This window comes from Enterococcus hermanniensis (assembly GCF_001885945.1).
Lineage (GTDB): Bacteria > Bacillota > Bacilli > Lactobacillales > Enterococcaceae > Enterococcus_A > Enterococcus_A hermanniensis.
Genome location: NZ_JXKQ01000002.1, coordinates 79,650 through 95,432 on the forward strand (window position 1 = coordinate 79,650; position 15,783 = coordinate 95,432).

14 protein-coding genes are annotated in these 15,783 nt (G+C 40.0%); all 14 read right to left on the reverse strand.

The annotated features are described in order from the left end of the window. Positions 1-7 precede the first annotated feature (7 nt). Entirely contained in the window at positions 8-634 is a 627-nt protein-coding gene (gene pyrE, locus RV04_RS13440; RefSeq protein WP_071856920.1) for an orotate phosphoribosyltransferase, read from the reverse strand. Beyond that, positions 635-1,351: an orotidine-5'-phosphate decarboxylase gene (gene pyrF, locus RV04_RS13445; protein WP_071856921.1), complete on the reverse strand. Its 717-nt coding sequence runs from the start codon at positions 1,349-1,351 to the stop codon at positions 635-637. It abuts the gene before it with no gap. Continuing rightward, the gene (locus RV04_RS02635; protein WP_071856922.1) at positions 1,351-2,268 is read right to left on the reverse strand and encodes a dihydroorotate dehydrogenase; all 918 of its coding nucleotides are present in this window, start codon (positions 2,266-2,268) and stop codon (positions 1,351-1,353) included. The genes pyrF and RV04_RS02635 overlap by 1 nt, the downstream gene beginning before the upstream one ends. Then, the gene (locus tag RV04_RS02640) at positions 2,268-3,038 is read right to left on the reverse strand and encodes a dihydroorotate dehydrogenase electron transfer subunit (RefSeq protein ID WP_071856923.1); all 771 of its coding nucleotides are present in this window, start codon (positions 3,036-3,038) and stop codon (positions 2,268-2,270) included. Before RV04_RS02640 ends, RV04_RS02635 begins: the two co-directional genes overlap by 1 nt. Before the next feature lie 59 nt (positions 3,039-3,097). Continuing rightward, positions 3,098-6,280, reverse strand: a complete 3,183-nt coding sequence (gene carB / locus RV04_RS02645; protein ID WP_143139481.1) for a carbamoyl-phosphate synthase large subunit — start codon at positions 6,278-6,280, stop codon at positions 3,098-3,100. Beyond that, positions 6,281-7,360: a carbamoyl phosphate synthase small subunit gene (locus tag RV04_RS13070; RefSeq protein ID WP_143139482.1), complete on the reverse strand. Its 1,080-nt coding sequence runs from the start codon at positions 7,358-7,360 to the stop codon at positions 6,281-6,283. A 4-nt stretch (positions 7,361-7,364) separates the two neighbouring features. Further along, positions 7,365-8,645, reverse strand: coding sequence for a dihydroorotase (locus RV04_RS02650; protein WP_071856924.1), 1,281 nt, complete (start codon positions 8,643-8,645; stop codon positions 7,365-7,367). Between the two features lie 13 nt (positions 8,646-8,658). Then, positions 8,659-9,585 carry an aspartate carbamoyltransferase catalytic subunit gene (locus tag RV04_RS02655; RefSeq protein WP_071856925.1) on the reverse strand — a complete coding sequence of 309 codons (927 nt, stop codon included), beginning with the start codon at positions 9,583-9,585 and terminating at the stop codon, positions 8,659-8,661. A gap of 34 nt (positions 9,586-9,619) precedes the next feature. Then, positions 9,620-10,891: a solute carrier family 23 protein gene (locus tag RV04_RS02660; protein WP_071856926.1), complete on the reverse strand. Its 1,272-nt coding sequence runs from the start codon at positions 10,889-10,891 to the stop codon at positions 9,620-9,622. Positions 10,892-10,923: 32 nt separating this feature from the next. Beyond that, a complete protein-coding gene (gene pyrR, locus RV04_RS02665) occupies positions 10,924-11,460 on the reverse strand; it encodes a bifunctional pyr operon transcriptional regulator/uracil phosphoribosyltransferase PyrR (protein WP_071856927.1) in 537 nt (178 codons plus the stop codon). Between the two features lie 217 nt (positions 11,461-11,677). Continuing rightward, on the reverse strand, positions 11,678-12,586 hold the full coding sequence (locus tag RV04_RS02670; protein ID WP_071857167.1) for an RluA family pseudouridine synthase: 909 nt from the start codon (positions 12,584-12,586) through the stop codon (positions 11,678-11,680). Next, the gene (gene lspA, locus RV04_RS02675; RefSeq protein WP_071856928.1) at positions 12,579-13,040 is read right to left on the reverse strand and encodes a signal peptidase II; all 462 of its coding nucleotides are present in this window, start codon (positions 13,038-13,040) and stop codon (positions 12,579-12,581) included. The genes RV04_RS02670 and lspA overlap by 8 nt, the downstream gene beginning before the upstream one ends. 2 nt (positions 13,041-13,042) lie before the next feature. Next, positions 13,043-13,744, reverse strand: a complete 702-nt coding sequence (locus tag RV04_RS02680) for a CBS domain-containing protein (protein ID WP_071856929.1) — start codon at positions 13,742-13,744, stop codon at positions 13,043-13,045. 325 nt (positions 13,745-14,069) lie between these two features. Continuing rightward, the gene (locus RV04_RS02685) at positions 14,070-15,743 is read right to left on the reverse strand and encodes a formate--tetrahydrofolate ligase (protein WP_071856930.1); all 1,674 of its coding nucleotides are present in this window, start codon (positions 15,741-15,743) and stop codon (positions 14,070-14,072) included. Positions 15,744-15,783: the final 40 nt, after the last annotated feature.

The window sequence follows — 15,783 nt, forward strand, 5'->3', positions numbered from 1 at the left end:
TTTTCAACTAATTTAACCAGTTTTGAGGATCTTGACGCCATTTTTTCAATAATTCAAGTTGGTTCTGATCAATATATTTTTCTTCTAAGGCACTTTCGATCAATGTCGAGTAATTAGTCAAGGTGATCAATGGCATTTGGGCCTTTTCGAAGTTCAGCTCTCCTTGCGATAACTCATAAGTAAAGATTGCAGCTACGCCTAAGACTTCAGCCCCTTCGTATTTGGCAGCAGCAGCAGCTTCCAAGACACTGCCGCCAGTTGAAATCAAATCTTCGATCACAACCATTTTTTGATTGTTTGTGATTCGCCCTTCGATCTGATTCCCTTTTCCATGGTCTTTTGCTTTACTTCGAATATAGACCATCGGTAAATCTAAAATTTCAGCTACCCATGCGGCATGAGGGATTCCAGCTGTTGCTGTTCCTGCAATTACTTCGACTTCAGGAAAAGTTGCTTTTATTTTTTCAGCTAGACCTTGCGCGATTTCACGGCGCACCTTCGGATAGCTCATCGTTATGCGATTATCACAATAAATAGGTGATTTCAATCCACTTGCCCAAGTAAAAGGTTCCTCTGGACTTAAAGCAACCGCTTGGATAGATAATAAGTCTTTAGCGATTTGTTCTGCAATCATTTATAATTCACCGTTCCATTCTTTTTTAATTTGTAAATAGCTTTGGTAAGGCTTGTTTGCTTGCGTTATCGGACGGCCCACAACAATATAGTTTGAGCCTACTGCTCGCGCTTTTGTCGGTGTCATCACTCGTTTTTGATCTCCTAGTGTAGTACCTTTGGGACGAATACCAGGGGTCAGACAAATAAATTTAGAATTTGTTACTTGATGGATATCTGGTGCTTCATGCGCTGAACACACGACCCCTTCAAGTCCGGCTTTTTCCGTACATTTTGCATAATGCAAAACACTTTCTTTTAAGCTAACATCGATCAGTTGATCCTGATGCATTTGTTTTTCACTGGTAGAAGTGAGTTGCGTCACAGCAATCAATTTAGGTACGATTTGATTTTTACTCGTCCCTTCAATCAATCCTTGTTTTGCTGCTTCCATCATTTCGACACCACCGGCAGCGTGGACATTAGTAATCGTTACGTCTAATTTTGCAATACCGCGCATTGCTTTTTTCACGGTATTCGGAATATCATGTAATTTTAAATCGAGAAAAACATCATGTCCTTGGGCACGTAAAAAGCGAACGATTGCCGGACCTTCTTGATAGAATAATTCCATACCGATTTTTACAAATAGTTTTTCTTCTATAGGAAATTGTTGTAAAAAATGTTCGATCTCTTCCTTTGACGAAAAATCAAATGCAATGATAGGTCTTGTTTCCATTAACGCGCCTCCCGTACTTCTTTTCTTAATTGCTCTAAAGATTCGATTCCTAGTTCGGCCATTCGAATCGGCAATTCATCGATTAATTTAGGACAGATATACGGATCGGTAAAATTGGCTGTCCCAACTGCGACTGCACTAGCTCCGGCCATAAACATTTCTAAAACATCATCGACGGTTTGGACACCACCCATTCCAATAATCGGTAAGTCACTGACTGCCGAGACTTGATTGATCAAGCGAATCGCAATGGGTTTGATTGCTGGACCAGATAACCCTCCCGTACGATTGGCTAAGATTGGTTGTCTGGTTTTTAAATCAATCCGCATGCCTAACAAGGTATTGATCATGGTAAACCCATCCGCCCCTCCTTTTTCAATCGCTTGAGCAATTGGCACGATATCGGTCACATTCGGACTCAATTTTACATATACTGGAACTTTCGCCACTGCTTTTACTTCTTTAGTCAACCGATAGGCTACTTCTGGATCAGTCCCAAAAGCAATCCCACCATGCTTGACATTTGGACAAGAGATATTTAATTCTATCGCTTTTACATTTGGTGCATCGCCGATTTTGGCACATACTTCGGCATAGTCTTCTTCGCAAGCGCCCGCTACATTCGCAATGATCGGCAACTCTGAGTATTTTTCTAAACTAGGCAAAATATCTTCTAGTACGACTTTCATCCCGGGATTTTGGAGTCCGATCGCATTTAACATCCCACTCGTTGTCTCTGCGATTCTCGGTGTAGGATTGCCAAACCGTTCTTTAGGCGTCGTCGCTTTGATCATGATCGAGCCTAATTTATTTAAATCATAATAATCAGCGTACTCTTTACCAAAACCAAAACACCCACTCGCTGGCATGATCGGATTTTTTAAATCTAAACCTGGTAGTTTCACTGCAATACTCATTAAAAGATAACCTCCCCAGCTTGGAAAACAGGACCGTCTTCACATACTTTGACACTTTGATTTTCAGCTTCGGGCACGTGACAAACACATGCATAGCAAGCACCCATCCCACAAGCCATTCGTGCTTCTAACGACAGTTGAACATTATCAATTTCAGCATATAATTGTTCGACTGTTTTCAATAAACCGTTATTTCCACAAGCAAAAACAGCGGTTGGCTGTTTTTTTTCAGCCAATAATAAATTTCCAACATTTCCTTGTAAGCCAAATGTTCCATCGTCAGTTGAAAAACGTGTTTCTGCTAATGCTTCGAATTCCTCTGCATAATAAACGACTTCGCTCGTTCCGAATCCTAAGAAATGGATCACATTGACCCCCTTTTTTTTCAATTCTTTTGATAATTGGTATAACGGAGGCACACCAATACCACCACCTACGATAAAGGCGGTATCACCAGATTTCAATTCATTGATTTCAAATCCATGACCTAAAGGCCCCATCACATCCAATAAATCACCCGCAGAAAGTTCTGAGAACACTTTTGTTCCCTCACCTTCTACACGATAAATGATCGTGCACGTTCCTGTTTCTCGATCATATTGGTTGATACTGATTGGTCGTCTTAATAACAAATCGTTTCTCGGAACGCGAATATGCAAAAATTGTCCAGGCATCTTCATTTCCTTCACCAATTCACCGGCCAATACTAATTCATATATTCTTGGTGCTAATTCTTTTTGACGAACGATCGTCATCATTTCTTGCTTCATAACGGCCTCCTTATAGATCAACAGAGTGAAGGGTTTCTTCACTCTTCACTCTGTCTAAATTAAATTTCTTGAATTGAAAATGCTCGTGATTCCATCACTTGTAAGATAGCGTCTGCGGTATCCAGCGATGTGAATAACGGAACTCCGTGTTCCACCGCCTCCCGTCGGATAATAAAACCATCTTCTGAGGCATTTTGACGATTTTTATCCATTGTATTGATCACAACTTGGGCTTCCCCACTGCGAATGAGATCAATTACATTGTCCTCATCGGATTCAGAAATTTTAGCGATTCGCTTAGCATTCAGTCCATTTGCTGCTAAAAATTCTGCAGTCCCCGCAGTGGCGATCAAGCTATAGCCAACTTCTTTAAAGCGTTTTGCTAGCGCTAAAGCTTCCTCTTTAGTCTCGTCAGCGACCGTGAACAAGACTGCACCAAAATCAGGTAGGTGTAATCCCGCAGCAGCAAAAGCTTTGTATAAGGCTTTCGCTAAATTCCGATCTGTACCCATCACTTCACCAGTAGATTTCATTTCCGGCCCTAAATAAGTATCGACTTTTTGTAATTTCGTAAAACTGAAAACGGGTGCTTTTACATGGACTAAATCACTTTCAGGATATAGACCATCTTGATAACCTAGTTCTTTCAAACTTTGGCCTAAGATAGCTTTTGTTGCGATTTGAGCCATCGGTATATTAGTGATTTTACTTAAGAAAGGAACTGTTCGACTAGCTCGTGGATTGACTTCAATTACAAAAACTTCGTTATTATGGATGACGAATTGGATATTCATCATACCGATACAATTCATCCCTAATGCTAAGCGTCGAGTATAATCTTCAATCGTCGCTTTCAGTTCTTCCGAAAAAGTCTGTGGTGGATATACGGCCATCGAATCTCCTGAATGGACTCCCGCACGCTCGATATGTTCCATGATTCCAGGAATCAAGACTGTTTCACCGTCACAAATAGCATCGACTTCACATTCTTTTCCAATCAAATAACGATCGACTAAGACCGGATGTTCTGGAGATGCTTTAACAGCATGAGCCATGTAATCTTCTAAATCTGCTTGATTTTCAACAATTTCCATCGCACGCCCACCTAACACATAGCTTGGGCGAACTAAGACGGGATAACCGATGCTTTCAGCAATTTTGACTGCTTCTTTGGCACTAGTAGCGGTATCACCTGGTGGTTGTGGAATATCTAAACTGTTTAATACTTGTTCAAACTGATCTCGATCTTCTGCTCGATCTAAATCTTCAATCGTTGTTCCTAAGATTTTCACACCATTTTTTACTAAGGGCTCAGCCAAATTGATTGCGGTTTGACCACCAAACTGGACGATAACACCCATTGGCTGTTCTAACTCGACAACGTTCAAAACGTCTTCGATTGTTAGTGGTTCGAAGTATAATTTATCGGATACTGAAAAGTCTGTTGATACTGTTTCCGGATTGCTATTCATGATGATTGCTTCATAACCAGCTGCTTGGATAGCTTTGACTGAGTGAACCGTCGCATAATCGAATTCGACACCTTGACCGATCCGAATTGGCCCCGATCCTAAGACAAGCACCGATTTCTTTTCACTGCGGACACTTTCATTTTCAAATTCATACGTGCTGTAGAAGTATGGTGTTTGTGATTCGAATTCTGCCGCACACGTATCAACCATTTTATATACTGGAAGAATATTGTGTTTTGTTCTAAATGCTCGGATCTCATCCATTGTTCGATTCCACAATTGAGCAATTTTGATATCAGCAAAACCATTTTGTTTTGCTTGTTTTAATAACTCAGTATTATTGATGTTTTTTGCTAACGCTGTTTCAAATTCAACGATATGCAATAATTTATCTAGGAAAAACAGATCAACTTTTGTCAGCTCGTTGATTTCTTCAATCGAATATCCTCGCCGAATTGCTTCTGTTAGATAAAATAATCGATCATCTTGGGCTTTGACCATTTTTTCAGTCAATGCTTCATCGGTCACCGCAGCTAATTCTGGAAGTTCCGCATGATACGTCCCAATCTCTAATGAGCGGACGGCTTTTAAGAGTGATTCTTCGATATTCCGACCAATCGCCATGACTTCACCGGTCGCTTTCATTTGTGTGCCTAATACACGTTCGCCGCTTTCGAATTTATCAAAAGGCCAACGGGGTATTTTAGCGACTACATAATCCAAGGCCGGTTCAAATTCGGCATAAGTTGTTTCAGTGACAGGATTTTTCATTTCATCCAATGTTAATCCGACCGCAATTTTTGCTGCTAATTTAGCGATTGGATACCCCGTTGCCTTACTTGCTAGCGCAGACGAACGTGATACTCGCGGATTTACTTCGATCACATAGTAATTGAAGCTGTGCGGATCTAGCGCAAGCTGGACATTACAGCCACCCTCGATTTTTAATGCCCGAATAATGGATAGTGAGGCATCTCTAAGCATTTGATATTCGTAATCAGATAATGTTTGACTCGGTGCGAATACGATTGAATCTCCAGTGTGCACTCCGACGGGATCGAAATTTTCCATGTTGCAAACAACGATGGCATTGTCAACAGAATCACGCATCACTTCGTATTCAATTTCTTTAAAGCCGGCAATGGACCGTTCAATCAAACATTGCGTTGCAGGCGAAAGTTTCAAACCATTCTCAGCAATCATACGCAACTCTTCTTCGTTATCGCACATACCACCGCCAGTTCCACCTAATGTAAAGGCCGGTCGAACAATGATCGGATAACCGATTTTATTCGCAAACTCTACTGCGGCTTCTATCGTGGTTACGATTTCAGATTCTGGAATTGGTTGATGTAATTCTTCCATTAATTGTTTGAATAAATCTCGATCTTCTGCTTGATCGATTGCAGCTAATTTTGTTCCAAGTAATTCAATATTTAATTCAGCTAAGATCCCTGAATCAGCTAATTCCATCGCCATATTCAAGCCGGTTTGTCCGCCTAAAGTTGGTAAGATCGCATCGGGCAACTCTTTCCGTAAAATTCGTGAAACAAATTCTAAAGTAATCGGTTCGATATAAACTGTATCAGCAATTTCTTGATCAGTCATAATTGTTGCAGGATTCGAATTAACTAAAACAACTTCATATCCTTCTTCTTTTAGAGCTAAGCAAGCTTGTGTGCCGGCGTAATCAAACTCAGCGGCTTGTCCGATCACAATCGGTCCTGATCCGATAACTAGGATCTTTTTAATATCTGTACGTTTTGGCATTTATGCTTGCTCCTTCCATGCATCCATCATTTCCATAAAATCATCAAACAAATGAACCCCATCATGTGGCCCTGGTGCAGCATCGGGATGATACTGAACACTAAAGGCCGGAAAATCTCGATGACGTATTCCTTCGATCGTTCCATCATTGACTTCCACATGTGTGATCATCAATTTTTGAGGGTCAATCGTTTTTTCAGCTACTGCAAAGCCGTGATTTTGAGAAGTGAAATCAATTTTTCCCGTCGCAATTTCTCTTACCGGATGGTTCAGACCGCGATGCCCAAATTTCATTTTGTAAGTATCTGCGCCATTTGCTAGGGCGAATAATTGATGACCTAAACAAATACCGAAGATTGGGACTTTCCCTTGAATTTGTTTGATCATCTCAATAGCTTCAGGGACATCTTTGGGGTCGCCGGGGCCATTCGTCAGCATTACCCCATCGGGACAAAGATCTAAAATCGTTTGTGCATCTGTGTTATAGGGCATGACGGTCAAGTTGCATTCACGCCGCGATAATTCGCGTAAAATACTATGTTTTAACCCAAAATCGATCACGACCACATTTCTTCCCACTCCAGGGCTTGGATACGGTGTAACAGTTGAGACTTGTGCCACTTGATTTGTTGGTAGAACAGTTGCTTTTAATTGATCAAAAGAATGGTCAAGCTGATCAGCGGGGTCTACGATGCTGCCTTTCATCGTACCAGCACTTCGTAATTTTTTGGTCAATGCACGGGTATCGATCCCTGCGATTCCTGGAATTCCTTTACGCTTTAAAAACTCATCTAAAGTCATTTGATTTCGCCAATTACTGGCTAGACGCGCATGCTCTTTGACGACCACTCCCTTACATGTCGGAGCAATCGATTCATAATCATCACGGTTGATACCATAATTTCCAACCATTGGGTAAGTGAATGTAATGATTTGTCCATTAAAACTTTGATCCGTGATTGTTTCTTGATAGCCAGTCATGCTGGTAGTGAAGACGACTTCTCCTACAACACTTGCTTCCGCACCGAATCTTTCACCTTCAAATATTGTTCCATCTTCTAAAATCAAAAGTCTTTTCAAGCTCTTAGTCCTCCTTGTTATAAACCAATTGACCATCTACGAAAGTCATCAATGTTGTACCTTTGACTGGCCACCCCGTAAAAGGTGTGTTCACCCCTAATGAAGCAAATTTTTCATCGTCGATTTTTTCTTCATTTTCTAAATCAAATATCGTGACATCAGCTGGTTGTCCAATCATCAATGTCCCAGCTTTGATTCCAAATATTTCTGCTGGTTTTACCGCCATCCAATTGATGACTTGTTCCAATGTGAATTTTCCTGTTTCAACAAAGTGGGTATAAATCAATTGAAAGGCCGTTTCACTTCCGACAATTCCAAATGGTGATTTTAGAAAACTTTGATTTTTTTCTTCAAATCCATGAGGTGCATGGTCAGTTGCGATGCAATCAATCGTGCCATCTAGTAATCCCTCGATCAATGCTTGACGATCTTCGTTGGCTCGCAATGGCGGATTCATTTTCCAATAACCATGATCTTCGGTGATGTTTTCATCGATCAAAATCAAATGATGTGGGGAAACCTCGGCGGTGACATGAACTCCGGCTTGCTTTGCTTCACGAATCACGCGGACGCTTTCTTTTGTCGAAACGTGACAAACATGATAATGAACACCTGTTTCTTCAGCTAAAATCAAATCTCTAGCGATTTGTGATGATTCGGTTGCGCTTAAAATACCAGGAAGCTGTAACTTCTCACTGATTTCACCTTTATGCATGACACCACCGAATAGCAGAGATTCATCTTCTGTATGAGCTACTAGTGCCATCTTATTTTTGGCAGCTTCTTTCATAGCGAGATACATGGTTCCTGCGCTTTGGACACCGACTCCATCATTCGTAAAAGCAAAAGCTCCAACTGCTTTTAATCCTTTTTGATCGGTCAATCTTTCGCTACGAAGTTCTTCTGTAATGGGTGCATATTGGAGGACTTTGACTACAGCATCACGCTCAATAATTGCTTTTACTTGTTCAAATTTTTCGACTGTGTCGGGTACTGGATTTAGATTTGGCATAGCACAAACAGTTGTATAACCACCACGTGCTGCCGCTTTTGTTCCATCTTTGATTGTTTCTTTATAAGTAAAACCTGGTTCTCGTAAATGAACATGAACATCAACTAAGCCTGGTGTGATTAATTGATTTTTTGCATCGTATTCTTGATCGAATGTTATCGTTGAAAAATCTTTTCCGATGCCGGCAATGATCCCATCTTCTAACCAAAGATCACAAGTCGTGGTCTGATTATTTTTCGTTACGATTTTCCCATTTTTAATCAATGTTTTCATTTTATCTGCCCCTTTACGATTTTCCTCTTAATATTGCTTCTAAAATGGCCATGCGAATATAAACACCATTTGTCATTTGTGAGATGATTCTTGATTGCAGACTTTCAACTAAACTGTCTGCAATTTCGACGTCACGGTTAACGGGTGCTGGGTGCATGATGATTGCTTGCGGTTTTAAGTGTTGCCCTCGCTCAATCGTCAGCCCATATTGATTGTGATACTCTATTTTTGAAAAACTTTCCTGTCCATCATGACGTTCATGTTGTACACGTAAAAGCATCATGACATCAACTTCTGGAACTAATTCATCCAATGATCGATAGGTTCCGTAAACATCAAAGCTTTTATCGTACCACTCTGCTGGGCCTGAAAAATATACTTGTGCACCAAGTCGTTTCAACATTTGCATGTTTGACTTAGCAACACGTGAATGGGTGATATCACCGACGATCGCGACCTTCAATCCATTGAAGTGTCCAAATTCTTGATAAATGGTCATTAGATCTAGTAAACATTGGGTCGGGTGCTGGCCACTACCATCGCCGCCGTTGACGATTGAGCACTGAATCGTTTTACTTTGGATCAATTCTTCGTAATAATGCTCATCGCCATGTCGAATGACTGCGACATCTACACCCAAGGCAGACATGGTTAAGACAGTATCGTAAAGCGTTTCACCTTTTTGTACCGAGCTTGTTTTGGCATCAAAATCAATCACATCTAGTCCGAGCTTTTTTTCTGCAACTTCAAAACTTTTGTGGGTTCGAGTACTGTTCTCAAAGAAAAGATTTGAAACAAAATATTGATCTTTGTGTGGTGTCCAACGAGCACCGTTCTTAAATTGCTGCCCTCGTCGAATCAGCCCCATTACCTCTTGGTCGTTTAGTGCTTCAACTGTTAATAAATGTTTCAGACTAATTTCCTCAGACTGGATGATCATGAAATTTCCTCCTATTCATAGTTCGCTGCGGGGGTTATTTTTCGCTCCGTGCTTGCTCTGGTAAAACTAAGTTTAAGATGATTCCTAGTACTGTTGCTAAAGCCATTGATGATAAGGTGAATGTACCTGCTTCAAAAACTAATCCTCCGATTCCGATCACTAAGATCGTAGAAGCAATCAATAAATTCTTTTTACGGTCGAAGTCGATTTTGTTTTCGATCAAAATTTTAAGTCCGCTTGCGGCGATAACTCCGAATAAGACAAAGCTGATTCCTGAAATAACTGGCCCAGGAATACTTAAGATCAAGGCGCTTAGTTTCCCAACAAAGCCTAAGCAAACTGCCAATACTGCTGCCCCGCCGATGACGAACACACTATGGACTTTCGTGATAGCAAGTACGCCGATGTTTTCTCCATAACTTGTTACTGGAGGACCACCGACAAAACCAGCAACAATTTGCGCTAACCCGTCTCCCATCAACGTACGATCCAAACCTGGATCATCAAAAAAGTTACGTTTCGTTAATTTGTTTAAAACCATCAAGTGACCAATATGTTCTGTCATCGTTACGAAAGCGATTGGTGCCATCGTTGTAATCGCACTAATATAAATTTTTGGTTGGTAGCTGACAAAAGGTACACTAAATGCTGGCATCGCTAACCATTTTGCTTCAATGATCGGTTGATAATCAATGATTCCGAAAAGCATGGCAGTGATGTAGCCACCGATGATTCCTAGTAAGATTGGAATCAAACCCATGAAGCCAGTTAAAAACATATTGAAGAAAATCGTCAGTGCTAGTGTGATCAAAGCAACCAATACGTATTTAAAACTGTATTCGCCATTGCTGTACATCGCATTTTGAGCAGCGTTCCCGGCTAAGCCTAAACCGATGACCATTACTACTGGACCCACCACGATTGGCGGTAAAATCTTATCTAACCAACCCGAGCCAATTTTGCGGATTACAAAGGATACGATCAAGTAAACCAGTCCGCAAGTCACAGCTCCTTGAGCAACTGCTGGATAACCATCAGATTTCATCAATAATTTCATTGCTGCGATAAAAGCGAAGCTACTTCCTAAGTATGCTGGGATTTTTCCTTTTGTTACTGTTAAATAAACCAACGTTCCTAATCCCGAACTAACTAACGCGATACTAGGATTGATTCCTACTAAGATTGGCACTAAAACCGTTGCACCAAACATCGTGAATAAATGTTGGATACTTAAACCTACCCAGTGTCCTGCGCTTGGTCGGTCATGAATATCTAAAACAACGTCATCATTATGAAATTTTTCCATTAAACTTCCTCTTTCCGGTTCCTAAACAGTTTTTAGTCTTCTTTTTGAATCAAGATGCGATCTTGCCCATCATTTTCTTCCACTTCAACAATGATTTCTTCTGTTAAAGCTGTTGGAATATTTTTGCCAACATAATCAGCCCGAATCGGTAATTCGCGATGTCCTCGGTCTACTAAAACTGCTAGAGAGATGCGATTAGGTCTTCCTAAGTCGATGACTGCATCGAGTGCTGCACGAATTGTTCTGCCGGTGAACAAAACATCATCAACTAAGATCACTTCTTTTCCTTCGATTGAAAATGGAATGTCTGAAGAATGCAATTCTGGTTCATCTTCTTCTACTTTTTTATCGTCACGATACAAAGTTATGTCTAATTCACCAACAGGAACTTCGATATGTTCTAGTTGTTTTAAGCGTTCAGCAATTCTTTGAGCAATAAAGATTCCTCGTGTTTTGATGCCAATCAATACAATATCTTGAACTCCCTTATTGCGTTCAATGATTTCATAAGTAATCCGAGTCAGTGCTCGCTTCATCGTTACTTCATCTACAACTTCTTTTTTATACATCCTGATTCCTCCTTATTTTTGACAATAAAAAAACTCCTACCCGTAATTAGGTAGGAGGAAAGTTATCGACTTCGTCAAATGAATAGTGTTCACCTAGGCGCACCTAGTCCAAACATCTATCTGCTTCCTTCTTAGCCTCACGGGACTACTCTTAAAGGATCATATTCAGTTATTTATTTCTTGCTTACAGACACTATACTATTCTCGAAAACAGAAATCAATCTTTTTCTTGTAAAGTTGTCAAAGTTTTTTCAAAAATTTCAGGCAATGGTGCTTCAAAGACCATTGAAGCATCCGTTGTCGGATGTTCAAAGCCTAATAACTTGGCATGCAAGAATTGACCATTTCCTTTGAGTGTCTTTTTAGGACCGTATAAAGGATCTCCAGCTACCGGATAACCGATGTATTGCATATGAACCCGGATTTGATGTGTACGCCCCGTTTCCAGTTGCAATTCAATTAAAGTAAAACCTTCAAAACGTTTCAACACTTCAAAATGAGTGACTGCGGGTTTTCCACCTTCGATCACTGCCTGCATTTTACGATTGACTTTTGAACGTCCAATTGGTGCTTCAATGCGCCCTTTTTCATGTGGGATTTCCCCATGCACTAATGCGACATATTTACGTAATGACGTCTTGTCTTTTAATTGTTGCGCCAAAGATTCGTGCGCATGGTCGTTTTTTGCAACCATCAATAAACCCGATGTATCTTTATCGATTCGATGAACAATTCCTGGACGTACGACATCATTGATCGTGGATAGGTTTTTGACTTGGTATAGTAAGCCATTGACCAACGTGCCATTTGGATGACCAGCAGATGGATGAACCACCATGCCTTGCGGTTTGTTTACTACAGCAACATCGTCATCTTCATAAACAATCTCTAAATCTAAATTCTCAGGAACTAAATCCAATTCTTCTGGTTCTGGGATCTCAATAATGATCTTATCGCCAGAACTAACTTTATAATTTGCTTTGATTACTTTGTGATCGATTGATACGCACTGCTCTTTGATCCATTGCTGGATTTGTGAACGCGAATGATTGGCCAAACGTTCATTTAACACTTTGTCGATCCGGCCTTTTTCATTTTTAATGATTACTTCAATTTGATTATCCATTTTTTTTGTCTCTCTCATCTAATAAAATATAAATAAAAATCATGATTACTCCTACAACCAATGACATGTCCGCAATATTGAAAATCGGAAAATTGATAAAATCCAATCGGAACATATCTACTACATAACCTAAACGAAAACGATCAATAAAGTTTCCAATCGCTCCAGCTAAGAAAAAGCTCAAACCCAATGTTAGCCACTTACTCTCATTTAGGTGTTTGACTAAATAATACATTACTGCAACGACTGCTACAACCGTAATCAGGATAAAAAAGACTTGTTGTCCTTCAAATAGACTAAAAGCACCTCCTGTATTACGAATATGGGTCAACGATAAAACATTGGGAATGATCGTTTGGCTATCACCAAAAGCGTAGTGACTAACGATCCACCATTTGAACCATTGATCAAGGGCGATGATTCCCGCACTTAATAATAAATAAATAATTAACAACCTTATTGCTCCCCTTCTTGACTATAAATATCACGTGGACGAATGATTCCTAATAGATTTCCGTCAGAATTTCCGTGTTCCGTGATTAAGATTGCCTCCAAAACACCCTCGGTTCGAAACATTTTTTCAACTTCAGAAACGTTCGTGTCGGCTGAAACAAATTTGAAATTGACTCGTTTGCCATTTGCCGAAATCAAATCTTCGGCAACACGACCTTTTAGGCTGACTGAACCCGATAAACTTTCCTGCGCAAAGTAAAAGCCAATCGTTCGTAATGTGATCAATCCCATAAATTTCCCTGAATCATAGACTGGAAATTGCGAAAACCGTTTTTCGTTAATGATTTTCATGATTTCGACTAAAGGTAGATCATGCTCAAAACCAGTTACCTTTTTCCCAAAACGCGGCAAGACTCTTTCGGGCCGCAATAATTTGTTTTCGATAGTTTCAATTTGTTGGACTGCCCATTCGTTAGGTTCTGCGATCACGAAATCTTCTGAAATTTGGTCGTGGACAATCGCATTACGTAATTGTGCCAATTGTAATAGATCATTTTCATTCTCACCAATTAAATTGTCTTTACGTTTTGATAAACGGCGAACAGCTTCGCTGAAACTCATATTGATTGGATTGCCTAATTGGCGCTTAAGTTCTTTTTCAATTCGATTAAATGCTCCCAAAAATATATCTGCACGTTCTCCCATCCTGCCGGCTCCTTTGTTTAAAGATAAACTTATTCGCTCTTTTTTGCTGCATAGTTTTTTTAACTCATAAGATAGGTAACAAATCCAGTAGTTTCAGTATAAGTGAAAAAAAGGTCAATGGAAAGCCTGAAACACTAAAAACGGTAGATCAATACTTCATCGTCCTTTATTCAAGTCTCAAGATCAATTGTTCAATTTTCCCGTTCCTTTTTCTTTGTTAGTGGAATGCAGTTTGATAAATGACTAAAATTCCAACAGTATTTTAGCTACTTATCTACAAAAAAGGAATCTCTGCGTTAGAGATCCCCTTTGAAAAATAACGTATTTAAAACAAACCAATCGCATTTCCTTGTTCATCAACATCCATTTTTAAAGCTGCTGGTTTTTTTGGTAATCCAGGCATGGTCATAACATCACCCGTCAAAGCTACAATAAATCCCGCTCCCAATTTTGGTACAAGTTCGCGAATCGTTACGTCAAAATCACTTGGCGCACCTAATTTACTTGGGTCATCCGACAATGAATATTGTGATTTTGCCATGCAAACAGGCAAACGATCCCAACCATATTTTTTGAAGCTTGCTAATTGCTGTTGCGCTTTTTTAGTATAAATCACATCGTTCCCACCATAGATTTCTTGAACGATTGTTTCGATTTTTTCAGTTAGATCATCATCTTCATGGGTAAAAATCGAATGGTAATTACTTTCTTCAGTATCGATTGTTTCAACTACTGTTTTAGCCAAGTCGATCCCACCGTCAGGCCCTTTTTCCCAAACACTGGCTAACTCAACTTTGACATTTTCTTGTTCGCATAATTCTTTTAGTAAAGTGATCTCTTTTTCAGTATCACTGATAAATTCATTGATTGCTACAACTACCGGTACACCATATTTACGCATATTGCTGATATGTTTAGCCAAATTACTAAAACCAGCAGTCAAAGCGTCAATATTTTCAGCACTCAATTCTGTTTTAGGAACGCCGCCATGCATTTTTAAAGCTCGGATCGTCGCTACAATCACAATCGCATCTGGGGCCTTTTCTAAATTAGGGACTTTGATGTCTAAAAACTTCTCCGCACCTAAATCTGCACCGAATCCAGCTTCCGTCACAACATAATCACCACTGTGCAAAGCTGCTCGCGTCGCTAAAATACTATTACAGCCATGAGCGATATTCGCAAACGGTCCACCATGGACAAAGGCTGGCGTTTGATAAATTGTTTGAACTAAGTTTGGCTTGAGCGCATCTTTTAATACTAAAGCTAATGCACCTTCTACTCGTAAATCACCCACTGTAACTGGCTCACGTTCGAACGTATAGGCAATAACGATATTTGATAAACGACGTTTTAAATCCGTGATTCCAGTAGCTAAACATAAAATCGCCATGATTTCACTTGCCACTGTAATATCAAACCCATCTTCTCTTGGTACACCGTTGATTGGGCCGCCTAAACCGACTGTAATAAAACGTAATTCGCGATCATTTAAATCAACTGCTCGCTTCCAGATTACTCGACGAGCATCGATGTTCAATTCGTTTCCTTGATGGATATGATTATCTAATAAAGCAGATAAAGCATTGTTCGCTGTTGTAATAGCGTGCATATCACCTGTAAAATGAAGATTGATATCTTCCATTGGCAACACTTGAGCATAGCCACCACCTGTAGCGCCACCTTTGATTCCCATGACAGGACCTAGAGACGGTTCGCGTAATGCAATTACGGCTTTTTTTCCAATTTTGTTTAGTGCATCGCCTAAACCAACTGTAACGGTAGATTTACCCTCGCCGGCCGGAGTGGGATTGATAGAAGTTACAAGTATCAATTTTCCTTCTGGATTTTCTTTCATTCGATCCAAGGCAGCAAATTCGATCTTTGCTTTGTATTTGCCATGTAATTCCAGATCATCAAAAGTTAAATCAATTTTCTCAGCGACCTCCGTAATAGGTGCTAATTTCGTTGCTTGAGATATTTCAATATCAGTTTTCATAAAAACTCCCTTTCCCGAACATTACTCAGAAAAATATACT